Raw genomic sequence first — 21,578 nt, forward strand, 5'->3', positions numbered from 1 at the left:
GCCGGCCGGCCGGCCCGGGTGCGGCCGCCGGGCGGTCACAGGGACAGTTCGGGGACGTCCATCCGGCGTCCCTCGCGGGCGGAGCGCAGGCCGAGTTCGGCGAGCTGCACGCCCTTGGCGCCCTCCAGCAGGTCCCAGTGGTAGGGGGAGCCGGTGGTCACGTGGCGCAGGAACAGCTCCCACTGCGTCTTGAAGCCGTTGTCGAACTCCTCGTTGTCCGGCACTCGCTGCCACTGCGCGCGGAACGGCTCGGTCACCGGCAGGTCCGGGTTCCAGACCGGCTTGGGGGTGGCCGCGCGGTGCTGGAAGCGGCACTCGCGCAGTCCGGCGACCGCACTGCCCTCGGTGCCGTCCACCTGGAACTCCACCAGCTCGTCGCGGTCCACCCGGACCGCCCAGGAGGAGTTGATCTGGGCGGTGATGCCGCCCTCCAGCTCGAAGACGCCGTACGCGGCGTCGTCGGCGGTGGCCCGGTAGACCTGCCCGTGCTCGTCCGTCCGCTCGGGGATGTGGGTGGCGGTGTGCGCGTACACCGAGCGGACGGGGGCGATGATGCCGTCCAGCACGTAGCGCCAGTGCGGGAACATGTCGAGGACCATGCCGCCGCCGTCCTCGGCGCGGTAGTTCCAGGACGGCCGCTGGGCCTGCTGCCAGTCGCCCTCGAAGACCCAGTACCCGAACTCGCCGCGCACGGAGAGGATCCGGCCGAAGAACCCGCCGTCCACCAGCCGCTTGAGCTTGCGCAGGCCGGGGAGGAAGAGCTTGTCCTGCACGGCGCCGTTGCACACCCCGGCGTCGCGGGCGAGGCGCGCGAGGTCGAGCGCGGCCTCCAGCGACTCGGCGGTGGGCTTCTCGGTGTAGATGTGCTTGCCGGCGGCGATCGCCGTGCGCAGCGCGGTCTCCCGGGCGGGGGTGACCTGGGCGTCGAAGTAGATCTCGGCGAGCGGGTGGGCGAGGGCCTCGTCGAGCGAGGTGGTCCAGTGGGTGAGGCCGTGCCGGTCGGCGAGGTCCTCGAGCTTGGCGGCGTTGCGGCCGACCAGGATCGGTTCGGGCCACAGCGTCTCGCCGTCGCCGAGCGGCAGGCCGCCCTGGTCGCGGATGGCGAGGATGGAGCGGACCAGGTGCTGGCGGTAGCCCATCCGGCCGGTGACGCCGTTCATGACGATGCCGATCACCCTGCGGGGCATGGGGGTTCTCCGATTCGTTGCTGGTGCGGGGACGCGATGCGGGGGCACGCGATGCGTGTGCACGTGGTGCGGGGCCGCGCGGCGCGGGATCACGCGGTGCGGTGGACGTCCTCGGCGAGGACGGGGTGAGCGAACGGCTGCCCGGCGGTGTAGCGGGCGAGTTCGTCCGCGGCGGCGGCCGCCATCCGGTGCAGCTCACCGCCGAGGGAGCCGGCCACGTGGGGCGTGAGGAAGACGTTCGGCAGGTCGTAGAGCGGGGAGTCGGCGGGCAGCACCTCGGGCTCGGTGACGTCGATGACGGCGTCGAGGCGCCCGGAGGCGACCTCGCGCACCAGCGCCTCCTGGTCGACCAGGGAACCGCGCGAGGTGTTGACCAGAGTGGTGCCGTCGCGCATCAGGGCGAGCCGGCGGCCGTCGATCAGGTGCAGGGTGGCCGGGAGTTCGGGGGCGTGCACGCTCACCACGTCGGAGGCGGCGCAGAGCTCGTCCAGGCCGACGGCGCGCGCGCCGAGCCGGGCGGCCTCGGCGGGGTCGACGTAGGGGTCGTGCAGCAGCAGGTCGAGGTCGTGCGGGCGCAGCAGTTCCAGCACCCGTCGGCCGATCCGGGAGGCGCCGACGACGCCGACGGTGCGCCGGTAGTTGCCCGCCGCGGCGTACGCCAGCTGCCAGTCGTGCGGGGCGCGGCGGCGCCGGTACTCCTCGCGGATCGGCAGCAGCCGCTTGTTGGCGAGCAGCACGACGGCGACGGTGTACTCGGCGACCGGCAGGGCGTTGGCCCAGGCCGCGGAGGTGACCTGCAGGCCGCGGCGCCAGCAGGCCTCGGTGACGTGGTGCTTGACCGAGCCGGCGGCGTGGATGACGGCGCTCAGCCGCGGGGCGGCGGCCAGCACCTCCTCGTCGATCGGCGGGCAGCCCCAGCTGGAGACGATCACCTCGGCGCCGGCGAGCGCCGCGCGGGCCTCGGGGGTGGTGAAGTCGTCCAGGACGAGCGCGGGGTCGAGGTCGGCCAGCGCGGTGAGCCGGGCCAGGGTGTGCGGGTCGATCAGGCGGCCGGCGAGCTCGCGGTGCATGGCGAGGACGGCGCGGGGGCGGTGGGCGGGCCGGCCGTCGGGCACGGTGGTCTCCCGGTCGGGCGTAGGGGCGGGCGTAGGGGCGGGCGCGGTCACGGAGAGGGTGCCGGTCACGCAGGCGGTGCCGGTCACGGCGGTGGCGGGGTTCGGGTTCACTTGACGCTCCCTGCGGTCAGTCCGGCCTTCCAGTGCCGCTGGAGCAGCACGAACGCGAGCACGAGCGGCACGATGGCGAGCAGCGAGCCGGTGATGACCAGCGGGTAGTACTCGGGGAAGGCCTTGGTCTGGGCGTTCCAGCTGAACAGGCCGAGGCTGACCGGGAAGAGCCGGTTGTCGGAGAGCATCACCAGCGGCAGGAAGAAGTTGTTCCAGATGGCGGTGAACTGGAACAACAGCACGGTGACGAAGCCGGGCATCACCATCCGCAGCCCGATCGACCAGAAGGTGCGCAGTTCCCCGGCGCCGTCCATCCGGGCGGCCTCCAGGACCTCGTTCGGTACGTAGCCGGCGCAGAACACCCGGGCCAGGTAGACGCCGAAGGGGTTGACCAGCGAGGGCAGGAAGACCGCCCAGAAGGTGTTGACGATGCCGAGCTCGGAGGCCAGCAGGTACATCGGCAGGGCGAGTGCCGTGGTGGGCACGAGCACGCCCAGCAGCACGAGGCCGAACAGCTTCTCCTTGCCGGGGAAGCGGTAGACGTGGAAGGCGTAGCCGGCCGCGACGCACACCAGTGCGCACAGCAGGGAGCCGATCCCGGCGTACAGCAGCGAGTTCAGGTACCAGCGGAAGTAGATGCCGTCGCCGGTGGTGGCCAGGTCGTGCAGGTTCTGCCCGAGCCGGAAGTTGTCGGCGCCCAGGGCGTTCCCGCCGAGCAGGTCGGCGGTGTTCTTGGCGGAGGCGGTGAGCAGCCAGCCGAGCGGCCACAGGGTGTAGACGGTGGCCAGGACGAGGGTGCCGTTGACGGCGGTCCCGGAGAGCGTCCAGGGGCGGCGCGGCCGGTGCGCCCGGGTCGGCCGGCCCGGCGGGGCGGTGTTGGGGCGGGTGGCGGTGGTGGTCATGCGTCGGCCTCCCGCCGGGGTCCGGAGCGGCCCCGGGTGAGCCGGGTGACGGCGAAGGAGAGCCCCGCCGCGGCGAGGGCCAGCAGCACCGAGGAGGAGGCGGCGAGCCCGTAGTCGTGGCGCTCGAAGGCGGCCGTGTAGGCGTACATGTTCGGGGTCCAGGAGGAGGTGACGCCCGGCGAGGTGCCGTAGAGGATCACCGGCTCGGTGAACAGCTGGAGCGAGCCGATGACGGTGAACAGGCCGACCATCGCGATCGACGGCCGGATCAGCGGCACCTTGATGCTCAGGGCGGTGCGCAGCGGTCCGGCGCCGTCGACGACGGCGGCCTCCAGCACCGTGCGGTCGATGGCCTGCAGCGCGGCGTAGAAGATGACCAGGTTGTAGCCGGTCCACTGCCACAGCGCCATGTTGACCACGGCGGGCAGCGGGTGGCCGAGCGGATCGGGCTGGGTGCCCAGGGCCTCCAGCGCGTCGAGCACGGGGCTGATGCCGGGGGTGTACAGGTACATCCACAGCAGGGCGGCGATGATGCCGGGCACGGCGTGCGGGATGAACAGCGTCAGCTGGAAGAAGCGCCGGGCGCGGGCCAGCGTGGAGTCCAGCAGCAGGGCCAGGACGAGCGCCAGGCCGGTCATCAGCGGGATGTAGAGCAGGCAATACTGCGCGGCGGTCAGGAACCCGCCGCGGAACGCCTCGTCGCTCAGGGCCCGGGTGTAGTTGCCGAGCCCGGTGAAGACCGTCTCGGCGTCGCCGAAGCCGAGGCCGGAGCGGCGTTCGGTGAACAGGCTGAGCCTGATCGCGTAGCCGATCGGGATCAGCGTGCAGGCGGTGAAGAGCAGGAGGAACGGGGCGAGCAGCACGGCCGGTGCCCCGTACCGCCCGCTCCGCCGGCCGGCAGCGCGGGCGGTACGGCCGGGATGGGTGCCGGAGGTCACTGGGCGACCTTCAGTCCGCGGTTCTTGAACTCGGCGAGGGTGGCCTGCTGCGCGGTGGTGAGCGACTCGTCGATGGTGCCGGTCCGGCCGGCGACCTTGCCGAAGGAGTCCTTCAGCGAGCCGTTGGTGACGCCCATCGCCGGTCCCCAGGTCCAGCCCGGCTTGACGGACTTGGCGGCGTCCGTGTAGAGGGCGTAGAGGTCCTGGCCGCCGTAGAAGTCGGTGTTGAAGGCCTGCTTGGCGACCGGCACCAGCTCGGCGGCGGCCGGGTAGGCGGAGGAGGTGCCGGAGGAGATCCGGGCCTTGAAGCCGTCCGCGGTGGTGGTCGCCCAGGTGGCGAACTCGACGGCCGCCTTGGCCTTCTTGCTGTCCTTGGACACGGCGAAGGTGGTGCCGCCGAGCATGCCGCTGGCGGGGCTGCCGTCCCAGCTGGGCATCGGCGCGGCCGCCCAGGTGCCGTTGACCTCGGGGGTGGTGCCGACGTTGGCCTTGAGGACGCCGCCGCCCCAGGTGGCGCCGAGGTAGCCGGCCGTCTCGCCCTTCTGCAGGGACGCGGTCCACTGCTGGCTGAAGGACGGCATGACGCGCACGAGGTCCTCGTCGGCCAGCTTCTGCCAGTACTCGGAGACCTTGCGGGTCTCCGGCCCGGTCAGGTCGGCCTTCCAGGCCTCGTCGGCGGCGGCGAACCAGTGGGCGCCGTTCTGCCAGGCCATCGCCTCGAAGGTGGTCGGGTCGTCGGGGAAGAAGGTGGCGATGCGGGTGTCGGGCTGGGCCGCCTTCAGCTGCTGCGCCGCGGTGCGGAACTCGTCCCAGGTCCTGGGGACGGTGATGCCGGCCTTGGCGAAGAGGTCCTTGCGGTAGTAGAAGACCTGGGGGGAGGCGTCCAGCGGCAGGGCCCAGGTCCGGCCGCCGAGCGAGGTGAGCTCGACGGCCTGCGGCAGGTACTTGGCCTTGAGGTCGTCGCCGACGAGCTTGCTGATGTCCTGGACGGCACCCTGGCTGACGAAGTCCGGCAGCTGCGGGTACTCGACGTTGAAGACGTCGGGGGCGTTGCCGGCCTTGACCGCGTTGGAGAGCTTGGCGTAGCCGCCGGCCGCGCCCGCCGGGATCTCCTCGAAGGTGACCTGGATGTCCGGGTGGCTCGCGTTGAACGCGGCGACCACGTCCTTGGTGCCCTTCGCCCAGCCCCAGAAGGTCAGGCTGACCGGCTTGCCGTCGTCCGCGGCGGCGGCCCCGTCGCCGCTGCTGCCGCAGGCGGCGAGCAGGGTGACGCAGAGCGCGGCCGAGGTGGCCGCAGCGGCGGCGCGGAGGGCTCTGCGCCGGGAGATGGGGGTCGAGCGCATGGGTGGGCTCCTTACGGCGAGGGTGCGCGGGCCCCGGGACGGTCGGCTCCGACCGGGGACCCGCAGAGGGTGGGGGCGATTGGCTGTCATCCTGAGCAGGTCGGCGATCGGAGTCAAGAGATTTGGATCAAATGATCTGACCTGATCGACCCGTCCGGTCGTCGGCAGAGTCGCCGTGACCTCGGGAAATCCCGAAAAGTCGGGGCAGATGGCCCCTGGGGCGGCAACATCACAATCCGATCAAGCCGCTCATTTGATCGCCGTGGCTTGACGAATGATCAAGTGCTGCCTAGATTCCGGCTCACCACCCGATCACGGAGGACCTCATGCGCCTGCCCCCGGAGGACCGCGACCTCAGCCCGTACACCGGCTGGACCAGGGAGCACTGGGAGGCGGTGGCCGACGCCCTGCTGACCGCGGTCCGCCCGTACGCCAGTCCCGCCGGAGCGCTGATCGACCTGCCCGGCCCCCGCCCGAGCCGCTCCGGGCGCCGCTCCGACGGACTGGAGGGCTTCGCCCGCACCTTCCTGCCCGCCGCCCTGCGGGTGGCGGGCGCGGGCGGCGCCGATCCGCACGGCCTGCTGGCGCACTACGCCGCCGGACTCGACGCCGGCACCCGGACCCCCACCGGCGAGCGCGACCTCGCCGACGGCGACCGAGAGTCCTGGCCGCTGATCACCGACCGGGGCCAGGCCATGGTCGAGGCCGCCTCCATCGCCTTCGCGCTGCGCCTCACCCGCCCCTGGCTGTGGGACCGGCTGCCCGGACCCGTCCGCGACCGGGTCGGCCGCTGGCTCGCCGACGCCCTGCACCGCGCGCCCAACGACAACAACTGGTGGCTCTTCCCGCTGTCCGTCGGCGGCTTCCTCGCCGAGGCCGGCATCGCCGAACCCGAGGCCCGCGCCGCGGTCCGCCGCGGGCTGGAGCACATCGACCGCTGGTACCTCGGCGACGGCTGGTACACCGACGGCCGCCCCCGCGCCTTCGACCACTACAACGGCTGGGCCCTGCACCTCTACCCCGTCCTGCACGCCCACCTCGCCGACGACCGGGCCCTGCGCGCCGAGTACGGCGAACGCCTCGCCGCCCACCTGGCCGGCTACGCCCACACCTTCGGGGCCGACGGCGCGCCCGTCCACCAGGGCCGCTCGCTCACCTACCGCTTCGCCGCCACGGCCCCCCTGTGGGCCGGGGCCCTCACCGGCCAGACCCCGCTCGCCCCCGGCACGACCCGCCGCCTCGCCTCCGGCGCCCTGCGCCACTTCGTCGACCGCGGCGCCGTCGACGACCGGGGCCTGCTCACCCTCGGCTGGCACGGACCCGACCTCCGGCTCGTCCAGGTCTACTCCGGCCCCGCCTCCCCGTACTGGGCCGGCAGCGCCTTCCTCGGCCTGCTGCTCCCGCCTGGCCACCCGGTGTGGACCGCGCCCGAGGGGCCCGCACCCGCCGAGGAACGCGACACCGTCCTCGCCCTGCCCGGGCCCGGCTGGCTGGTGCAGTCCACCGCCGCCGACGGCCTGGTCCGGCTGCACAACCACGGCAGCGACGACCAGCCCGCGGACGCCGTCGGGCCCGACGACCCGCACTACGCGCGGCTCGCCCACTCCACCGCCACCGGGCCGGCCTTCGAGGGCCCCGCCGACAACCACCTCGCCCTGCTGACGGACGCCGGACCCACCGAACGCGGCCGCGTCCACCCCCTGGGCACCGGGCCCGGCTGGGCCGCCTCCCGCTGGCACCCGCGCGTCGGCGGCCGTGAACTGCCCGGTGTCACCGTCACCTCGCTCACCCTCGCCCGTGGCGCCGAGGAGGTCCGGGCCCACCTGGTCACCGGCGGGCCGGATGGCACCCCGGTCACCCAGACCGGCTGGGCCGTCGCGGGCCGGCGCACCGAGCAGCACGCCGTCACGGGCGTCCGCACCGGGCAACACGCCGGCGCGGGCGTCCGGGCCGACGGTCGGCTCGTCTCCGAGCTGCACGCCCTGTCCGGCTTCACCGCCGCAGACAGCGAACGGGTCCCCGGCGGCACCGCGTTCGGCCCGGAGGCGGCGCTGCCCCGGCTCACCGGGGAACTGCCCACCGACGGCCCCGCCCTGTTCGCCTGCGCCGCCAGGCTCACCGTCGCCGAACAGCCGCCCGCCCTCGCCGACGCCCTCACCCTGGAGGTCCGGCCGGACGAGCGGGACCCGGCGGCCGTCGTGTTGATCGTCCGCCCCACCGGCGCCCCGGGCCTGTGGATCCGGCTGGCACCCGGCGCGGTCACCGTCCTCCCCGCCGAGCGGGACTGAACCGCCGTGCCCCTCGCCCTCGCCACCCTCGGCCTGCCCGGGCTCCCGCTGGACCGGGCCGCCGCCCTCGCCGCCGAGCACGGCTGGCACGGCCTCGAACTGCGCTGCGCCGACGGCCAGCCGGTCCGCCTCGGGCTGGACGCGGACGAACGCCGGCGCACGGCCCGGCTGCTGTCCGCCGCCGGGGTCGTCCCGCTGACCCTCGCCTCCTACGTCGGTGTCGCCGCCCCCGGGCCGGACGCGCCGGTGCTCGCCGGGCTGACCGCCCACCTGCGGCTGGCCGCCGACCTCGGCTGCCGCCGCCTGCGGGTCTTCCCGCACGGCGGCCCCGGCCCGGCGGCCGAGGCCGACGAACGCGCGGTCCGCAGGCTGCGCGGGGCGGCCCCGCAGGCGGCGGCCCTCGGCGTGCGGATCCTCGTCGAGACCCACGACTCGCACCGCGCCGGCGACGCGCTGGCACCGCTGCTGCGCCGGGTGGGTCACCCCGCGGTCGGCGCGCTCTGGGACCTGCTGCACACCTGGCTGGCCGGCGAGACCCCGGCGCAGACCTACCGGGCGCTCGGCCCCCACCTGGGGTACGTGCAGGTCAAGGACGTCGCCTCGGCGGACGACCTCACCCCGCTGCCGCTCGGCGCGGGCGTGCTGCCGATCGCCGACTGCCTGCACCTGCTGCCGCCCGGTGCCTGGGCGGCCTGGGAGTACGAGGCCCCCTGGCACCCGCGCGCCGCGCCCCTCGCGCCGCAGCTGGGCCCCGGGGCGCGGCACCTGTCCGCGCTGCTTCCGGGCTAGCCGGGGCGGCGGGGCCGGCCGGGTCGGTCGTCCCGGCCAGCCACACCCGGTGCGGGTGTGCCGTGCGCGAAGCGTCCCGGTACCCGCCCGCCGCGCCCCTCACACCAGGGGCGCGGCGTTTGCGCGTGGTGCCGCCCGATCGGCCCCGCAGGAGGCGCGCACGTGCAGGACCGGGAGCAGCGCGGTGCGGTGCACCGGCAGGTCGGCGCCGGACGCCAGACGGCGCAGCAGCAGGTCGACCGCGGCCCCGCCCACCGCGCGCTTGGGCGGGGCGACGGCGGTCAGCGGGGGTGCGGCGAGCGCGGCGAAGACGTCGTCGTAGGCGACCAGCGCCACGTCCGCGGGCACCGCGAGACCGGCCGCGCGCAGCAGCGGCGCCAGCCGCAGCGCGTCCTGGTCGTTGTGGACGAGCGCCGCCCGGGTCCCGGACCGCACGGCCTCGGCGATCCGCGCCACCAGCAGCTCGGGGTCGGCCGGCACGTTGCCGGGCCCGAGCGTGTCCAGCGCCGGCAGGGCGGGCAGCCCGAGCAGCCGGGTGCCCTCCTGGTACCCGGCCCGCACCTCGGCGGCCGTCCAGGAGTCGCCCCGGGCGGCCAGCAGCACGCTCCGGTGGCCGAGCCCGGCCAGGTGGCGCAGGGCGCTCAGCACCCCGTGGCGGTGGTCGGAGGCCACGGTGTCCAGTCCGGACCCGGGGCCGTCCGGGGTGGGGGAGCGGCGTTCCACCAGCACGGCGGGCACCGGCAGGGTGTCCAGCCAGGCGTAGTCCTCGACCGCCCGGCCGGGGACCAGCCCCGGGGCCAGCAGGAGGCCCTCGGCGCCGGACTCCAGCAGGCGCTCGGCCTGCAGCCGGTCACCGCCCGCCCCGTACGGGGCGATGCCCAGGACCAGCCGGGCCCCGGCGGTCGCGGCGGCGGCCCGGGCCCCGGCGATCACCTCGTCGAAGTAGGAGCCGACCGAGGGCACCAGCAGGCCGAGGGCGCGGCCCTCTCCGGGGCCGGGGGCGATCGGCGGTCCGGCGGCGTCCGGACGTTCCAGGGAGACGAAGCCGTGCGAGCGGGAGAGCCGGCCGGCGTCGGCGAGCGCGGCGACGTCGCGGCGGACCGTCACGGCCGGGATGTCCAGCCGGTCGGCCAGCTCCGTGAGGCGGACCCGCCCGCCGAGCTCGCCGACGGCCGACACGATCAGCCTGCGGCGCTCTTCCCCCGAAACGGCCATCCTGGCCTCCCTCTCTCGTGCCCGCCGAAGCGTCGTCCGGAAGCGGTCCGCCGATGATATTCCGATCGAAGAGTATCGTTCGATCGAAAATTGATCAATAATGCCGGTGATTGCCGATCGATTGACCGTGCGATCACCGAGCTCCTAGGGTGTCCCCGGTGGCCGCCGCGCCCGCAGCCACCCGCGCGGCCGTGCGCCCGGACCCACCCGAGGTCCCACGCCCTTCACTCCCGCCTTCTCGTCACCCCCCTCACTCCCGCTCCCCTCCCGCGGAGGACCCGATGGCCGACCAGGCCCCCCACCCCGCCCTCACCACCGACGGCGATACCTTCCTGCGCGACGGACGTCCGCACCGGATCGTCTCCGCCGCCGTCCACTACTTCCGCATCCGCCCCGAACAGTGGACCGACCGCCTCACCCGGCTGCGCGCCATGGGCGTCAACACCGTCGAGACGTACGTCGCCTGGAACTTCCACCAGCCCACGCCCGACCGTGCCGACTTCACCGGCGACCGCGACCTCGCCGCCTTCGTCCGCGCCGCCGGCGACCTCGGCCTCGACGTCATCGTCCGCCCGGGCCCGTACATCTGCGCCGAATGGGAGTTCGGCGGCCTGCCCGGCTGGCTGCTCGCCGACCCCGCGATGCGGCTGCGCCGCCTGGATCCGCCCTTCCTCGCCGCCGTGGACGCCTGGTTCGACCACCTGGTGCCCGTGCTGCTCCCGCTGCTCTCCTCCCGCGGCGGCCCGGTGGTCGCCGTCGCCGTGGAGAACGAGTACGGCAGCTACGGCAACGACACCGCCTACCTCGAACACCTGAGGGACACCCTGGTCGCCCGCGGCGTGGACGTCCTGCTGTTCACCGCCGACGGCGCCGAGGACGGCTTCCAGCTCGGCGGCCGGGTGCCCGGACTCCTCACCACCGGCACCTTCGGCTCCCGCCCCGAGGAGTCCCTCGCCTGCCTGCGCCGTCACCAGCCGGTCGGCCCGCTGGTCACCATGGAGTACTGGTGCGGCTGGTTCGACCACTGGGGCACGCCCCACCACGTGCGCGACGCCGAGGACGCCGCCGCGGTGCTCGACGCCCAGCTCGCCGCCGGCGCCTCGGTCAACATGTACATGGGCCACGGCGGCACCAACTTCGGCTGGTGGAACGGAGCCAACCACGACGGCACCACCTACCAGCCGGACGTCACCAGCTACGACTACGACGCCCCGGTCGGCGAGGCCGGCGAACTCACCGAGAAGTTCCACCGCTTCCGCGAGGTGATCGAACGCCACCTCGGCCCCAACCCCCATCCGCTGCCGCCGCTGCCCGCCCGCCTCGCCCCCCGCACCGCCCCCGTCACCGCGAGCCGCCCGCTGCTCGGCGCCCTCGGTGAACTCTCCACCGCGCACCGCCTCCGCGAGCCCCGCCCGATGGAGGAACTCGGCCAGAACCTCGGCCTCATCCACTACCGCACCCGCCTGCGCGGCCCGCTCGCCCACGGCGACCTGCGCGTGGACGGCCTCGCCGACCGCGCCCAGGTCTTCCTCGACGGCGAGCCGCTCGGCGTCCTCGACCGCAACCACCCGGAGCAGGCCCTGCCGCTGCGGGTGCCCGAGGGCGGCGCCGTGCTCGACCTGCTCGTCGAGAACCTGGGCCGGATCAACTACGGCCCGCTGCTGCGCGATCCCAAGGGCATCACCGGCGGTGTCCGGGTCGACCGGCAGTACCAGTTCGGCTGGGAGGTGCGCCCGCTGCCCCTCGACGACCCGACGGCCCTCGCCCTCGGCGCGCCCTCCACCGTCGACGGGCCCGCCTTCCACCGCGCCGAACTGACCGTCGACACCCCCGCCGACGGCTTCCTCGCCCTGCCCGGATTCACCAAGGGCATGGTCTGGCTGAACGGCTTCGCGCTCGGCCGCTACTGGGACCGCGGCCCGCAGCGCACCCTCTACGCCCCGGCGCCGCTCTGGCGGGCCGGCGCCAACGACCTGCTGATCCTCGAACTCCACCGCCCGGGCGACCACGTCGAACTGGTCGAGGGCCCCGACCTCGGCCCGGTCGTCCCCGAGGAGCGGTACGGCTCCTGACCCCTCCCGCCCCGCGGGTGCGCGCCGGCCCGCCCCGCGGGGCGGGCACCGGCCGTCCGTCCGCTGACCGAGTGGTAGGTTCCTGTCCACTTCGACAGACCGGCCCACCGACAGGGAGTGCCATGCCGATCCCGGCGGACGATCGCCGCGCCCGCATCCTCGACACGGTGCGCGGCCTGGGCACCGTCCGGGTGGTGGACCTCGCCGAGCGGCTGGGCCTGCCCGCCGTCACCGTCCGCCGGGACGTCGCGGCCCTCGCCGACGCCGGCCTGCTCCGCCGCACCCACGGCTCCGTCTCGTTCGGCGGCCCTGCGGCCGCGGCCGCCCCCGCGCCGGCCCGCCCCGCCGAGGCCCCCACCCTGGGGCTGCTCGTCCCCGCCGTGGTGCAGTACTTCGACGAGGTGATCACCGGCGCGCGCACCGCCGCCGCCGAGGCCGGCGTCCACCTGGTCCTCGGCATCTCCTCGTACGAGGCCAGCGCCGACCGCGTCCAGGTCGACCAGCTCCTCGCCTCCGGCGTCCAGGGCCTGCTGCTCGCCCCGAACTGGACCGCCGCCGACCGCCCCGAGGACCACGCCTGGGTGGCTGAACTCCCCGTCCCCGCCGCCCTGCTGGAACGCCGGCCGGCCGCTGGCAGCCCCGCCGACGCCCTCGACGCGGTCGGCTCCGACCACCGGCACGGCGTCCTGCTCGCCCTGCGCCACCTCGCCGCCCTCGGCCACCGCCGGGTGGCCCTGGCGGCCCGCACCGACACCTGGACGGCCCACCAGGTCCGCCTGGGCTACGCCGAGGCCTGCCGCACGCTCGACCTGCCCGCCGAACCCGTCATCGACGTCCGCACCCTGGCCGACGGCGTCGACGGCGTCGCCCATCGGCTCGCCGCGGCGGTCGCCGACGGCGTCGGCGCCGCGCTCGTGCACAACGACCAGGACGCCCTGCAACTGCTTCCCCTGCTGCGGGCCAGGGGCGTGCGAGTCCCCGAGGATCTCGCCCTGGTCACCTACGACGACGTGTTCGCCGCCCTCGGCGCCCCGCCACTGACCGCCGTGGCCCCGCCCAAACGCGCCGTCGGCGCCGCCGCGGTCGACCTCCTGCTCCGACGCCTGGCCGCCACCGGACCCGCCCTGCCGGTCCACCACCTGGACCTCCTCCCGACCCTGACGGTACGCGAGTCCTCCGGAGCCTGACCGCGGCCGGGCCACTGTGCTACCGAGTCCTCGACGCCATCCAGGACCTGATGCGGCCCAGGACCGGCGAATGCCCCCGTGGGGTCCTGTCCGGCACGGCAGGAGAGCAGGACGTCGGGGTCCTGGGCGCTCTCCCGGTGCAGGATGTGAGCTGCTCCGGCCTTCGTGGAGTCCCTGATGTCTGGGTTTGTTGCGATCCAGGTGTAAGGAGAACCACGAGCAGTGCCCGCACCACGCAAGTACCCCGATGAACTCCGCGAGCGCGCCGTACGCGAGTCGCCCATGTGGCCCGCGACCTCGGCATCCACCAGGAGGCCCTGCGGTCCCGGGTCCGGCAGGCCGAGGCCGACGCCGGAGAGCGGGACGACCGCCTCACCACCGTCGAGCGCGACGAGCTGAAGGAACTCCGCAGGGAAGCCGCCGAGTTGAGGCGGGCCAAGGAGATCCTGAAGGCCGCCAGCGTGTTTTTTGCCCAGGAGATCGGCCGTCCCCGGACGAGGCCGAGCAGGTGATCGACCACCTTCGTGACGGCTTCGGGGCCGATCCCGTCTGCCGGGTGCCCGCCGAGGACGAGCATCTTCGACTCGGACGGCAGCACCACGCGACGCCCGAGCTCCCACTCGCGGCACAACCCCGACGTCCGCATCCCGGGGACCACCTCACGGCGGGCACGCACCGCCTGGTCCGACCCCCCTGTGTCCGCCCCGGCCCAACGGCCGGGGCGGACACAGGGCGCGCCCGTCAGGCGTGGATGCCCTGCCCCGGGGTGAGGATCCCCGCCGGGTCGAAACGCCGCTTCGCCGCCACCACCGACGACCACCGCGCCCCGTAGTGTCGGCCCCAGTCCGCGCCCGTCATCCCCGGGATCGCTCCGATCAGGTAGCGTTTGCCGCCCAGTGCTACCGCTCGTTCGTACAGCCGTCGGTTGCGGGTGAGCATAGCTGCGGTATCCGTGTCGGGGCCGGGGAACGCCAGCAGGTCGAAGTGCCAGCCCACCGGTTCGTCGGGTATCACCGCCAGTGGGCGGGTGAACCGTTTCGCCGTGTACGGGTAGAACAACAGGATCCCCGCTCCCAGATCCTCCGGCGTCAACACCTCCGCCGCCTCCCGCATGAACGTTTCCGCACGCGAGGCCGGCAGGAACAGGCTCAGCCACGGCTTCGGCAGCCCCCAGTACCCGGCCGCCTTCAGGTATCCCGCGAAAGCGTCGACCCGGAACGCGTACTCGCGTACCCCCTGGTCCGTCACCGTCGTCTCACCCGCCGCGCACCGCAGTCCCCGCAGCAGCGCATCCCGGTCCGGTAGCGTCGTGCCGTCGTAGTGTGCCACCGCTTCCACCTTGTACCGCCACCGGGTACCGGCCGTGTCCCGTACCACCTCGCCGACCTGCAGGTCGAACCGTTCCTCGGCCATCAGCCGTTCCTGGTCCGCCAGATACGTGCCCAGGTCGTCGTAGAACAGGTTGAACACCAGTGCCCGTTCCCGTGCCGGTACCAGCCGCACCGTCGCCCGTACGATGATCCCGACCTGACCGCCGCCGGCCAGTACCGCGTCGAACAGTTCCCGGTTGCGTGTCACGCTGGCCGTCACCAGCTGTCCCTGCCCGGTCACCACGTCGACCGATTCGACCGTGTCCGCCTGCAGTCCGAACCGCTGCACACCACCGCCGATCCCGCCGACACTCAGCGTCCCGCCCACCGACAGGTGCAGATAGTCCGTCAGGCACGGGGGCATCCACCCCTTCGCCAGCGCCGCGTCCGTCAGCCGCGCCCACGTCACACCGGCCTCCACCACGGCCCGCCCCGGGGCGAGGGAGACGATCCGGTCCAGACCCCGGGCGTCGATCGCGACACCGCCGGGCGCACCGGCCTGCCCGTAGCTGGAGTGCGACTCCAACTGCGCCGCGCCGGTGCCGGTGTCCGGGTTCCCGCTCTGTCCGTTCATGGCGACGGGGATCCGGTGGCGGCGGGCGAAGCCGACCACCTCCACGATGTCGCGTACCGATCCGGGGCGCAGTACGGCGCGTGGCGCGGCGTTCACGAGGTGTCCGAAGTCGCCGGCGAACCGGGCGAGTTCAGTGCCTCCGGTGACCATCGTCCCGTCCAGGCGCGGCAGTGCCGCGACTCCCGGCGGCACGCCCGCGCCGGACTCCCCGCCACCGGGGGCACCGGGGGTGCCGGGGGCGAGGGCCCATGTGCGCCCGGCGGTGTTCCAGCCGATCACCGCGGCCGCCGCTCCGGCGAGGAGACCGCGGCGCGGCAGATCCGACCTGCTCATATCAGGATCCTCCGATCAATCGTCAAAGAGGGATTGTTGTACCGCAGCAGGCACCTACCCGCGCAATCCCCGCGTCGCTGAAGCCGCTCCGACCACTCCAGCCGCGCCAGTGCCTCCAGCGCCCGGGCGAGCACCTTCGCCCGGTACGGGGGCCTCGTGAAGCGCCCGCGCCACCCGCCCGGCCTCCTCCAGCAGCGCCCACCGGGCCCGCGGCAGCTTCCGTACCTCGGGCCACTCGCAGGCCCCCATCAGCACGTACGCCAGCTTCGACCCGTACACCCGCGGACTGACCTCCGTCAGCAGCCGGTACACCCACCGTGCATCCGCGCCCGCCTGCGCGGCACCCGCCGGTCGCACGTGGGCAGCAGCGTCTGTGCCTGCCACGTCAGGTCCTGGTCCACCGTCATGTTCCTCCTCGTTCCTTCGCGTCTCTTCCGGGGCCGGGCGGCAGGGCACACGTGCCGGCTTCCGGCGGGCGGGTGCGGGTGCGGGTACGGGGTCGGGGGAGTGGGTGACGATGAGTCCGCGCCTGCCCGCCACTGCCGGGCAAGGCGGAACCGGCGTGCGCTGTGTCCTGTCACCAGAGCCTTGTGACCTGGCAGGAGGGGGCCTGACATGCTCACCGGGCCCGGTTCGGTGCCCGGCGCCCGGCAGCGTCCTGTGGTGCGGAGGCGGGTGTCCGGTGTTGTGTGGTGCGGCAGCGTTCTGCCGTGTGGATCCGGGTGTTCGCTGCCGTGTGGTGTGGTCGTGTCCGGGTCTAGCGTGGGCGTCCATGAGGACACCCGTACTGGCCATCTCTCTTGTCTCCCTCGTCTGTCTTGTGACGGGCGCCGCCCCGGCCGCCGCCGGGCCCTTACCGGACGCGAACGGACCCGGTTGCGGCGACCACCGTGCCGTGGCGCATGCACTGGAGCGGCTCACCGGCGAGTACCGGCTGGCCGGAGCGGTCGTGGAGGTGGCCGATCCCGTCTGCGGACGCTGGAGCCTGGCCTCCGGCCGGGCCGACCTGGACACCGGGCGACCGGCGAGTGCCGGGGACCGTCTGCGGATCGGCAGCATCACGAAGACGTTCACCGCGACCGTGGTCCTCCAGCTCGTCGACGAGGGCCGGCTCTCCCTCGACGCCACCGTCGACGACTACCTGCCCGGACTGGTCCGCGGCAACGGCTACGACGGCCGCACCATCACGGTGCGCCAGCTCCTCCAGCACACCAGCGGCCTGCCCGACCACGCCGACGCGTTCGCCACCGCCGACACCGACTGGCTGCGCCACCACGACTTCACGCCCAGGGAACTCGTCGAGGCGGCGCTGCGGCTTCCCCCTCCCGCCACCACCTGGCACTACTCGACCACCAACTATGTCCTGGCGGGTCTGCTGATCGAGCGGGTCACCGGCCGCAGTTACGAGAGCGAGACGGAGCGGCGGATCATCCGGCCGCTGGGGCTGCGTGACACCTACTGGCCCGGTGGCTCCGAGGTCATCCGCGGGCGGCATTCCCACAGCTACTTCACCGTCGAGCGGGACGGTGCGGCGGTGCGGGTGGACGGTACCCGCTGGAACACCTCCGCGGGCGGCGCGGGCGGCGCGCTCGTCTCCACGCCCTCCGACGTCAACCGTTTCCTCGACGCCCTGCTCGGCGGGCGGCTGCTGTCCCCGCGGCAGCTCGCCCGGATGCGGGACACGGTGCCCGGCGATCCCGGCCGGCTGGGCCCGGGCGGCCGTTACGGACTCGGGCTGATCACCTCCCCGCTGTCCTGCGGCGGGCAGTGGAGCGGTCACACCGGGTCGACCCGGGCCGGGCATCACGCCATCACCGCGATGGCGCCCGGCGGCCGCCACCTGACGGTCGCCGTCAACGAGACCCCGACCACCGAGGAGAGCGTCGCCGCCTTCGTCGCCGTCGTGGACACCGCCCTGTGCGAACCCCCGGCACGGCACCCGGCCTAACGCCCGGCACAGCGCCCGGCCGGGCCCACGGACCCGGCGCGGGCCCGGTGCGGCACCGGCTGACGGGGCGTCGCGGGCGGGGGCCTGTCGTCAAACCTCCCGCCTGCGCGCCGACGCCCCCAGCTTTCGGCCGGGAGGTGCCCCCACCGCATCGCGTCCCTCCTCCGCCCTTGCGATGCACGCATCCCAGCGTCGTCACGCCCGCCCTCCGGGCGGACGACGGGGGCTAGCCTTGGTGTCATGTTCGTTCTGGAGCTGACCTATACCGCTTCCCTGGATCGCGTCGACGCCGCGCTCGCGCGGCACGTCGACTGGTTGCGCGAGCACTACGAGGCGGGCACGTTTCTCGCTTCCGGCCGTAAGGTGCCCCGTGACGGCGGTGTCATCATCGCGGTCGGCGGGGACCGGGCGGCGGTCGAGGAGCTCACCCGTACCGACCCGTTCGCCCGTGAGGGCCTGGCCTCGTACCGGGTCACGGAGTTCCTCGCCACCACCACCGCCCCCGCCCTGGACGCCCACCGCCAGCAGCCGCCCGCCTGACACCCGCCCGGGCCCCTGCCCGGGCCCCGTCCGGACTCTGTCCGGGTCCGGGCCTGGTGTGCTGTGGTGCCCCGTGCGTTGGGTGGGGTCGTGTGCTGGTTACGATCGGTGAGCGCGGGGGAAGGATGCGCGGGGCCGTGGGGGCCACGCGTGCGGGCAGGGAAACTGGCGGGAGAAGACGTATGGCACACGCACGGGCCGGACAGCCGGCGCAGCCGGGTGATCTGGTGGATGTCGCGCGGCTGGTGACGGCGTACTACGCGTTGCATCCGGATCCGCAGGAGCCGGGGCAGCGGGTGGCGTTCGGTACCTCGGGGCACCGCGGGTCGTCGCTGGACGCGGCGTTCAACGAGGACCATATCGCCGCGACCACGCAGGCGATCTGTGAGTACCGGGCGGAGCAGGGGGTCAGTGGTCCGTTGTTCCTCGGTGCGGACACCCACGCGCTGTCCGAGCCGGCGAGGGTGACCGCGGTGGAGGTCCTGGCGGCCAACGGTGTGAGTGTGCTGCTGGACAGCGCGGACGGTTACACCCCGACTCCGGCTCTCTCGCATGCGGTTCTTGCCCACAACCGCCGCCATCCGCAGGCGCTGGCGGACGGTATCGTGGTGACGCCTTCGCACAACCCGCCGCGTGACGGCGGGTTCAAGTACAACCCGCCCAGTGGCGGCCCGGCGGGCTCGGAGGCCACCGGGTGGATCCAGGACCGTGCCAACGCCCTGATCCGTGAGGGTCTGCGCGGGGTCAAGCGGGTGCCGTACGCCCGCGCGCTGGCGGCGGCGACCACCGGCCGCTACGACTACCTCACCGCGTACACCGAGGATCTGGTGTCGGTGCTGGATCTGGACGCGGTGCGGGCGGCGGGCCTGCGGATCGGTGCGGACCCGCTGGGCGGGGCGTCGGTGGCGTACTGGGGGCGGATCGCCGAGACGCACCGCCTGGACCTGACGGTGGTCAACCCCCTGACGGATCCCACCTGGCGGTTCATGACGCTGGACTGGGACGGCAGGATCCGGATGGACTGCTCCTCGCCCTTCGCGATGGCCTCGCTGATCGGGCGCCGTGACGAGTACGCGATCGCCACGGGCAACGACGCGGACGCCGACCGGCACGGCATCGTCACCCCGGACGGGGGCCTGATGAACCCCAACCACTACCTGGCGGTGGCCGTCGACTACCTCTACCGTCACCGCGGCGAGTGGCCCTTGGACGCGGCGGTCGGCAAGACGCTGGTGTCCTCCTCGATGCTCGACCGGGTCGCCGCCGACCTGAAGCGCGAGCTGGTGGAGGTGCCGGTGGGCTTCAAGTGGTTCGTCGACGGGCTGCTGGAGGGCTCGATCGCCTTCGGTGGCGAGGAGTCGGCCGGGGCGTCGTTCCTGCGCCGCGACGGCGGGGTGTGGACCACCGACAAGGACGGCATCCTGCTCGCGCTGCTGGCTTCGGAGATCACCGCGGTCACCGGCCGCACCCCCAGCCAGTACTACCAGGACCTGACCGCCCGTTTCGGTACCCCCGCCTACGCCCGGGTGGACGCCCCCGCCGACCGCGGGCAGAAGGCGCTGCTGGCCCGGCTGTCGCCGGAGCGGGTACGCGCCGGTGAACTGGCCGGCGAGCCGGTCACCGCCGTCCTGTCGCACGCCCCGGGCAACGGCGCGGCCATCGGCGGCATCAAGGTCTGCACCGAGAACGCCTGGTTCGCGGCCCGCCCCTCCGGCACCGAGGACGTGTACAAGATCTACGCCGAGTCCTTCCACGGCCCCGAGCACCTCGCCCGGGTCCAGGACGAGGCACGCCGGCTCGTCGGCGAGGTCCTCACCGGCCCCACCACCTGACACCCCCTCGCCCGGGCCGCCGAACCGGGCGGCCGCCCGCACGGGACGCCCGGCCGGAACCCCCGGCCGGGCGTCCCGTGCCCGTGGCGGGGCGGTCTCGCCCGCTCCTGCCGGAACCGCCGCGCGGGCAACAGCCCGCGGTGGCGGCCGACAGGTGTCGTACCCCCGGGTCCCACGCCCCGTGGGCGGCCGGCACGCCCGGGTCCCGCGTCCTGCGGTCGGCCGCACGCCCGTGAACACCCCCGGTCGGCACACCACCCCGCCGTCATCAACCCCCCGTCATCACCTCCCCGGTGACCGGCCCCTGTCGGCGGCCCCGGCCCGGTCGCCGTCACGGACCGCACCCCCCGCCGCCCCCCGCTGTCCTCGGCCACCCCTCCCGGCGTCGTGACGCAGATCACGGCGGGCGCAGAACCCGCGCGCCGTGTCCGGCGTCTGGCTGGTGTGAGATCACGCAGGAGAACACCGGACGGGCTGGACGAGGAACACCTCTTGCGGCTGGTGGCCAGAGGCGACCGCGGGGCGTTCGACGAGCTGTACCGGCGTACGGCGCCGTGGCTGGCGGTGCGGCTGCGCCGCCGTTGCGCGGACGAGCAGATCGTCGCGGAGGTCATGCAGGAGACCTATCTGGCGGTGTGGCGCGCGGCGGGCGCGTTCGCCGGCAGCGCGGTCGGCGGGTCGGCCGTCGGGTGGCTGTGGACGATCGCGGCTCGCCGTCTCGTCGACGCGTTCCGGCGCCGCGCCCACCACGCCGAGCCGCCCGTCGCCGCCGCGGAACGGGCGGTGGTGCCCGCGGCGGAGGAGGAGGCACTCGCCAAGGCTGTCGGCGGCGACGTGGGCGATGCCCTGCGGCGCCTGGCACCGGAACTGCGACAGGTACTGCAGGCCACGGTCCTCGACGGGCTCTCCGTCCGGGAGACCGCGGTCCTGCTCAGACTGCCCGAAGGCACGGTCAAGACCCGTGCCCGCCGGGCCCGGATCGCGATGCGGGAGGCGCTGGCATGAGCGGGGAACACGCGTCGGGGCGGCTGATCGACGACTACGCGCGCGGTGACACGGCGATGGCCGCGGACACGGTCTGGGCGCTGGAGGCCCACCTGGAGACGTGCGCGCCGTGCCGTGGCCGCCTGGCGGCCAGCGTGGCCACCGGGGTACCCGGCGTCGCCGCGCTCGTCGACACCGTCCGGGCCGGTCTGGAACCGCAACTGGACGCGGCCGTGCCGGCACCCGCGCGCCGCCGCCCGAGGTGGGTGTCGGCGTGGCTGACACCGGTGATGACCCCGTGGCTGGCGATGACCGCCGCCGTCACCCTGATGGCGCTGCTGCTGGACGCGGTCGCGCCGGCGAGGGTCTTCGGCGACGCCTCACCCGTGCTGCTGATCGCGCCCGTGCTGCCGCTGTGCGGCGTCGCCGCCTCGTGGTCGCGCGCCCTGGACCCGGCACACGAACTGACGGCCTCGACCGCCCGGGCCGGCCTGCCCCTGCTCCTGCGGCGCACCACGGCGGTCCTCCTCGTCGTCCTGCCCGGGCTCCTGCTGGGGGGGTGGCTGACCGGGACCATGACGGCCGCCCAGTGGCTGCTGCCCTCCCTGGCCTTCACCTCCACCGCCCTGGCCCTGGGCAGCGTGATCGGCCCCGCCCGCGCCGCCACCGCCCTGGCGGCCGCGTGGGGCGCCGTCGTCGTGGCACCCGCCTGGGCCACCGGCCGCACCCCCTACGCCCTGCAACTCGCCCTGCAGCCGGACCGGCTGCCCGTATGGGCACTGCTCCTCGCGCTGGCCACCGCCGCCGTGATCGCCCGCAGGAACGCGTACTCAACGCTGTGAAACCACCA

At 74.3% G+C, this 21,578-nt stretch carries 16 protein-coding genes and 1 pseudogene; 10 read left to right on the forward strand and 7 right to left on the reverse strand.

The window, feature by feature from the left end:
• Window positions 1-35: 35 nt before the first annotated feature.
• The 5 genes from ACIQIB_RS06635 to ACIQIB_RS06655 all read right to left on the reverse strand — a co-directional run bounded on the left by ACIQIB_RS06635 (window position 36) and on the right by ACIQIB_RS06655 (window position 5,596).
• The gene (locus ACIQIB_RS06635) at window positions 36-1,187 is read right to left on the reverse strand and encodes a Gfo/Idh/MocA family protein (protein ID WP_400757031.1); all 1,152 of its coding nucleotides are present in this window, start codon (window positions 1,185-1,187) and stop codon (window positions 36-38) included.
• 89 nt (window positions 1,188-1,276) lie between these two features.
• Window positions 1,277-2,257: a hydroxyacid dehydrogenase gene (locus tag ACIQIB_RS06640; protein ID WP_363608313.1), complete on the reverse strand. Its 981-nt coding sequence runs from the start codon at window positions 2,255-2,257 to the stop codon at window positions 1,277-1,279.
• A gap of 152 nt (window positions 2,258-2,409) precedes the next feature.
• Complete coding sequence (locus ACIQIB_RS06645) at window positions 2,410-3,315, reverse strand: carbohydrate ABC transporter permease (RefSeq protein WP_363608202.1); 906 nt, start codon at window positions 3,313-3,315, stop codon at window positions 2,410-2,412.
• Entirely contained in the window at window positions 3,312-4,253 is a 942-nt protein-coding gene (locus tag ACIQIB_RS06650) for a carbohydrate ABC transporter permease (protein ID WP_400652634.1), read from the reverse strand. Before ACIQIB_RS06650 ends, ACIQIB_RS06645 begins: the two co-directional genes overlap by 4 nt.
• On the reverse strand, window positions 4,250-5,596 hold the full coding sequence (locus ACIQIB_RS06655; RefSeq protein ID WP_363608201.1) for a sugar ABC transporter substrate-binding protein: 1,347 nt from the start codon (window positions 5,594-5,596) through the stop codon (window positions 4,250-4,252). Before ACIQIB_RS06655 ends, ACIQIB_RS06650 begins: the two co-directional genes overlap by 4 nt.
• A 326-nt stretch (window positions 5,597-5,922) precedes the next feature.
• Between ACIQIB_RS06655 and ACIQIB_RS06660 the strand changes: the two genes are divergently transcribed.
• Together ACIQIB_RS06660 and ACIQIB_RS06665 are read left to right on the forward strand one after the other, a co-directional pair.
• The gene (locus tag ACIQIB_RS06660) at window positions 5,923-7,884 is read left to right on the forward strand and encodes a DUF2264 domain-containing protein (RefSeq protein ID WP_400757034.1); all 1,962 of its coding nucleotides are present in this window, start codon (window positions 5,923-5,925) and stop codon (window positions 7,882-7,884) included.
• A 6-nt stretch (window positions 7,885-7,890) separates the two neighbouring features.
• On the forward strand, window positions 7,891-8,673 hold the full coding sequence (locus ACIQIB_RS06665) for a sugar phosphate isomerase/epimerase family protein (RefSeq protein WP_400757035.1): 783 nt from the start codon (window positions 7,891-7,893) through the stop codon (window positions 8,671-8,673).
• A 99-nt stretch (window positions 8,674-8,772) separates the two neighbouring features.
• Here ACIQIB_RS06665 and ACIQIB_RS06670 read toward each other — a convergent pair whose 3' ends face one another.
• Window positions 8,773-9,888, reverse strand: coding sequence for a substrate-binding domain-containing protein (locus ACIQIB_RS06670; protein WP_363608198.1), 1,116 nt, complete (start codon window positions 9,886-9,888; stop codon window positions 8,773-8,775).
• A 281-nt stretch (window positions 9,889-10,169) separates the two neighbouring features.
• On the opposite strand from ACIQIB_RS06670, the gene ACIQIB_RS06675 reads away from it, so the two are divergent.
• The 3 genes and pseudogenes from ACIQIB_RS06675 to ACIQIB_RS06685 all read left to right on the forward strand — a co-directional run.
• The gene (locus ACIQIB_RS06675; protein ID WP_400757036.1) at window positions 10,170-11,960 is read left to right on the forward strand and encodes a beta-galactosidase family protein; all 1,791 of its coding nucleotides are present in this window, start codon (window positions 10,170-10,172) and stop codon (window positions 11,958-11,960) included.
• A 122-nt stretch (window positions 11,961-12,082) separates the two neighbouring features.
• Window positions 12,083-13,147: a substrate-binding domain-containing protein gene (locus ACIQIB_RS06680; protein WP_400757038.1), complete on the forward strand. Its 1,065-nt coding sequence runs from the start codon at window positions 12,083-12,085 to the stop codon at window positions 13,145-13,147.
• Window positions 13,148-13,369: 222 nt separating this feature from the next.
• A pseudogene (locus tag ACIQIB_RS06685) lies at window positions 13,370-13,653 on the forward strand (transposase); the annotation flags it as partial.
• A 235-nt stretch (window positions 13,654-13,888) separates the two neighbouring features.
• Here the strand turns inward: ACIQIB_RS06685 and ACIQIB_RS06690 are convergent.
• Window positions 13,889-15,424: an FAD-binding protein gene (locus tag ACIQIB_RS06690; protein ID WP_400757039.1), complete on the reverse strand. Its 1,536-nt coding sequence runs from the start codon at window positions 15,422-15,424 to the stop codon at window positions 13,889-13,891.
• Between the two features lie 895 nt (window positions 15,425-16,319).
• Here ACIQIB_RS06690 and ACIQIB_RS06695 point away from each other — a divergent pair.
• From ACIQIB_RS06695 to ACIQIB_RS06715, 5 genes are all read left to right on the forward strand, one after another.
• Window positions 16,320-17,372, forward strand: coding sequence for a serine hydrolase domain-containing protein (locus ACIQIB_RS06695; RefSeq protein WP_363608193.1), 1,053 nt, complete (start codon window positions 16,320-16,322; stop codon window positions 17,370-17,372).
• A 240-nt stretch (window positions 17,373-17,612) separates the two neighbouring features.
• Window positions 17,613-17,912 carry a YciI family protein gene (locus ACIQIB_RS06700; RefSeq protein WP_400757041.1) on the forward strand — a complete coding sequence of 100 codons (300 nt, stop codon included), beginning with the start codon at window positions 17,613-17,615 and terminating at the stop codon, window positions 17,910-17,912.
• 182 nt (window positions 17,913-18,094) lie between these two features.
• Entirely contained in the window at window positions 18,095-19,744 is a 1,650-nt protein-coding gene (gene pgm / locus ACIQIB_RS06705) for a phosphoglucomutase (alpha-D-glucose-1,6-bisphosphate-dependent) (protein WP_400757043.1), read from the forward strand.
• A 501-nt stretch (window positions 19,745-20,245) separates the two neighbouring features.
• Window positions 20,246-20,749: an RNA polymerase sigma factor gene (locus ACIQIB_RS06710; protein WP_400652747.1), complete on the forward strand. Its 504-nt coding sequence runs from the start codon at window positions 20,246-20,248 to the stop codon at window positions 20,747-20,749.
• Window positions 20,746-21,570: a zf-HC2 domain-containing protein gene (locus tag ACIQIB_RS06715; protein WP_400652615.1), complete on the forward strand. Its 825-nt coding sequence runs from the start codon at window positions 20,746-20,748 to the stop codon at window positions 21,568-21,570. Before ACIQIB_RS06710 ends, ACIQIB_RS06715 begins: the two co-directional genes overlap by 4 nt.
• Window positions 21,571-21,578 lie beyond the last annotated feature (8 nt).

Source organism: Kitasatospora sp. NPDC092286 (assembly GCF_044755565.1).
Classification (GTDB): Bacteria; Actinomycetota; Actinomycetes; order Streptomycetales; family Streptomycetaceae; genus Kitasatospora.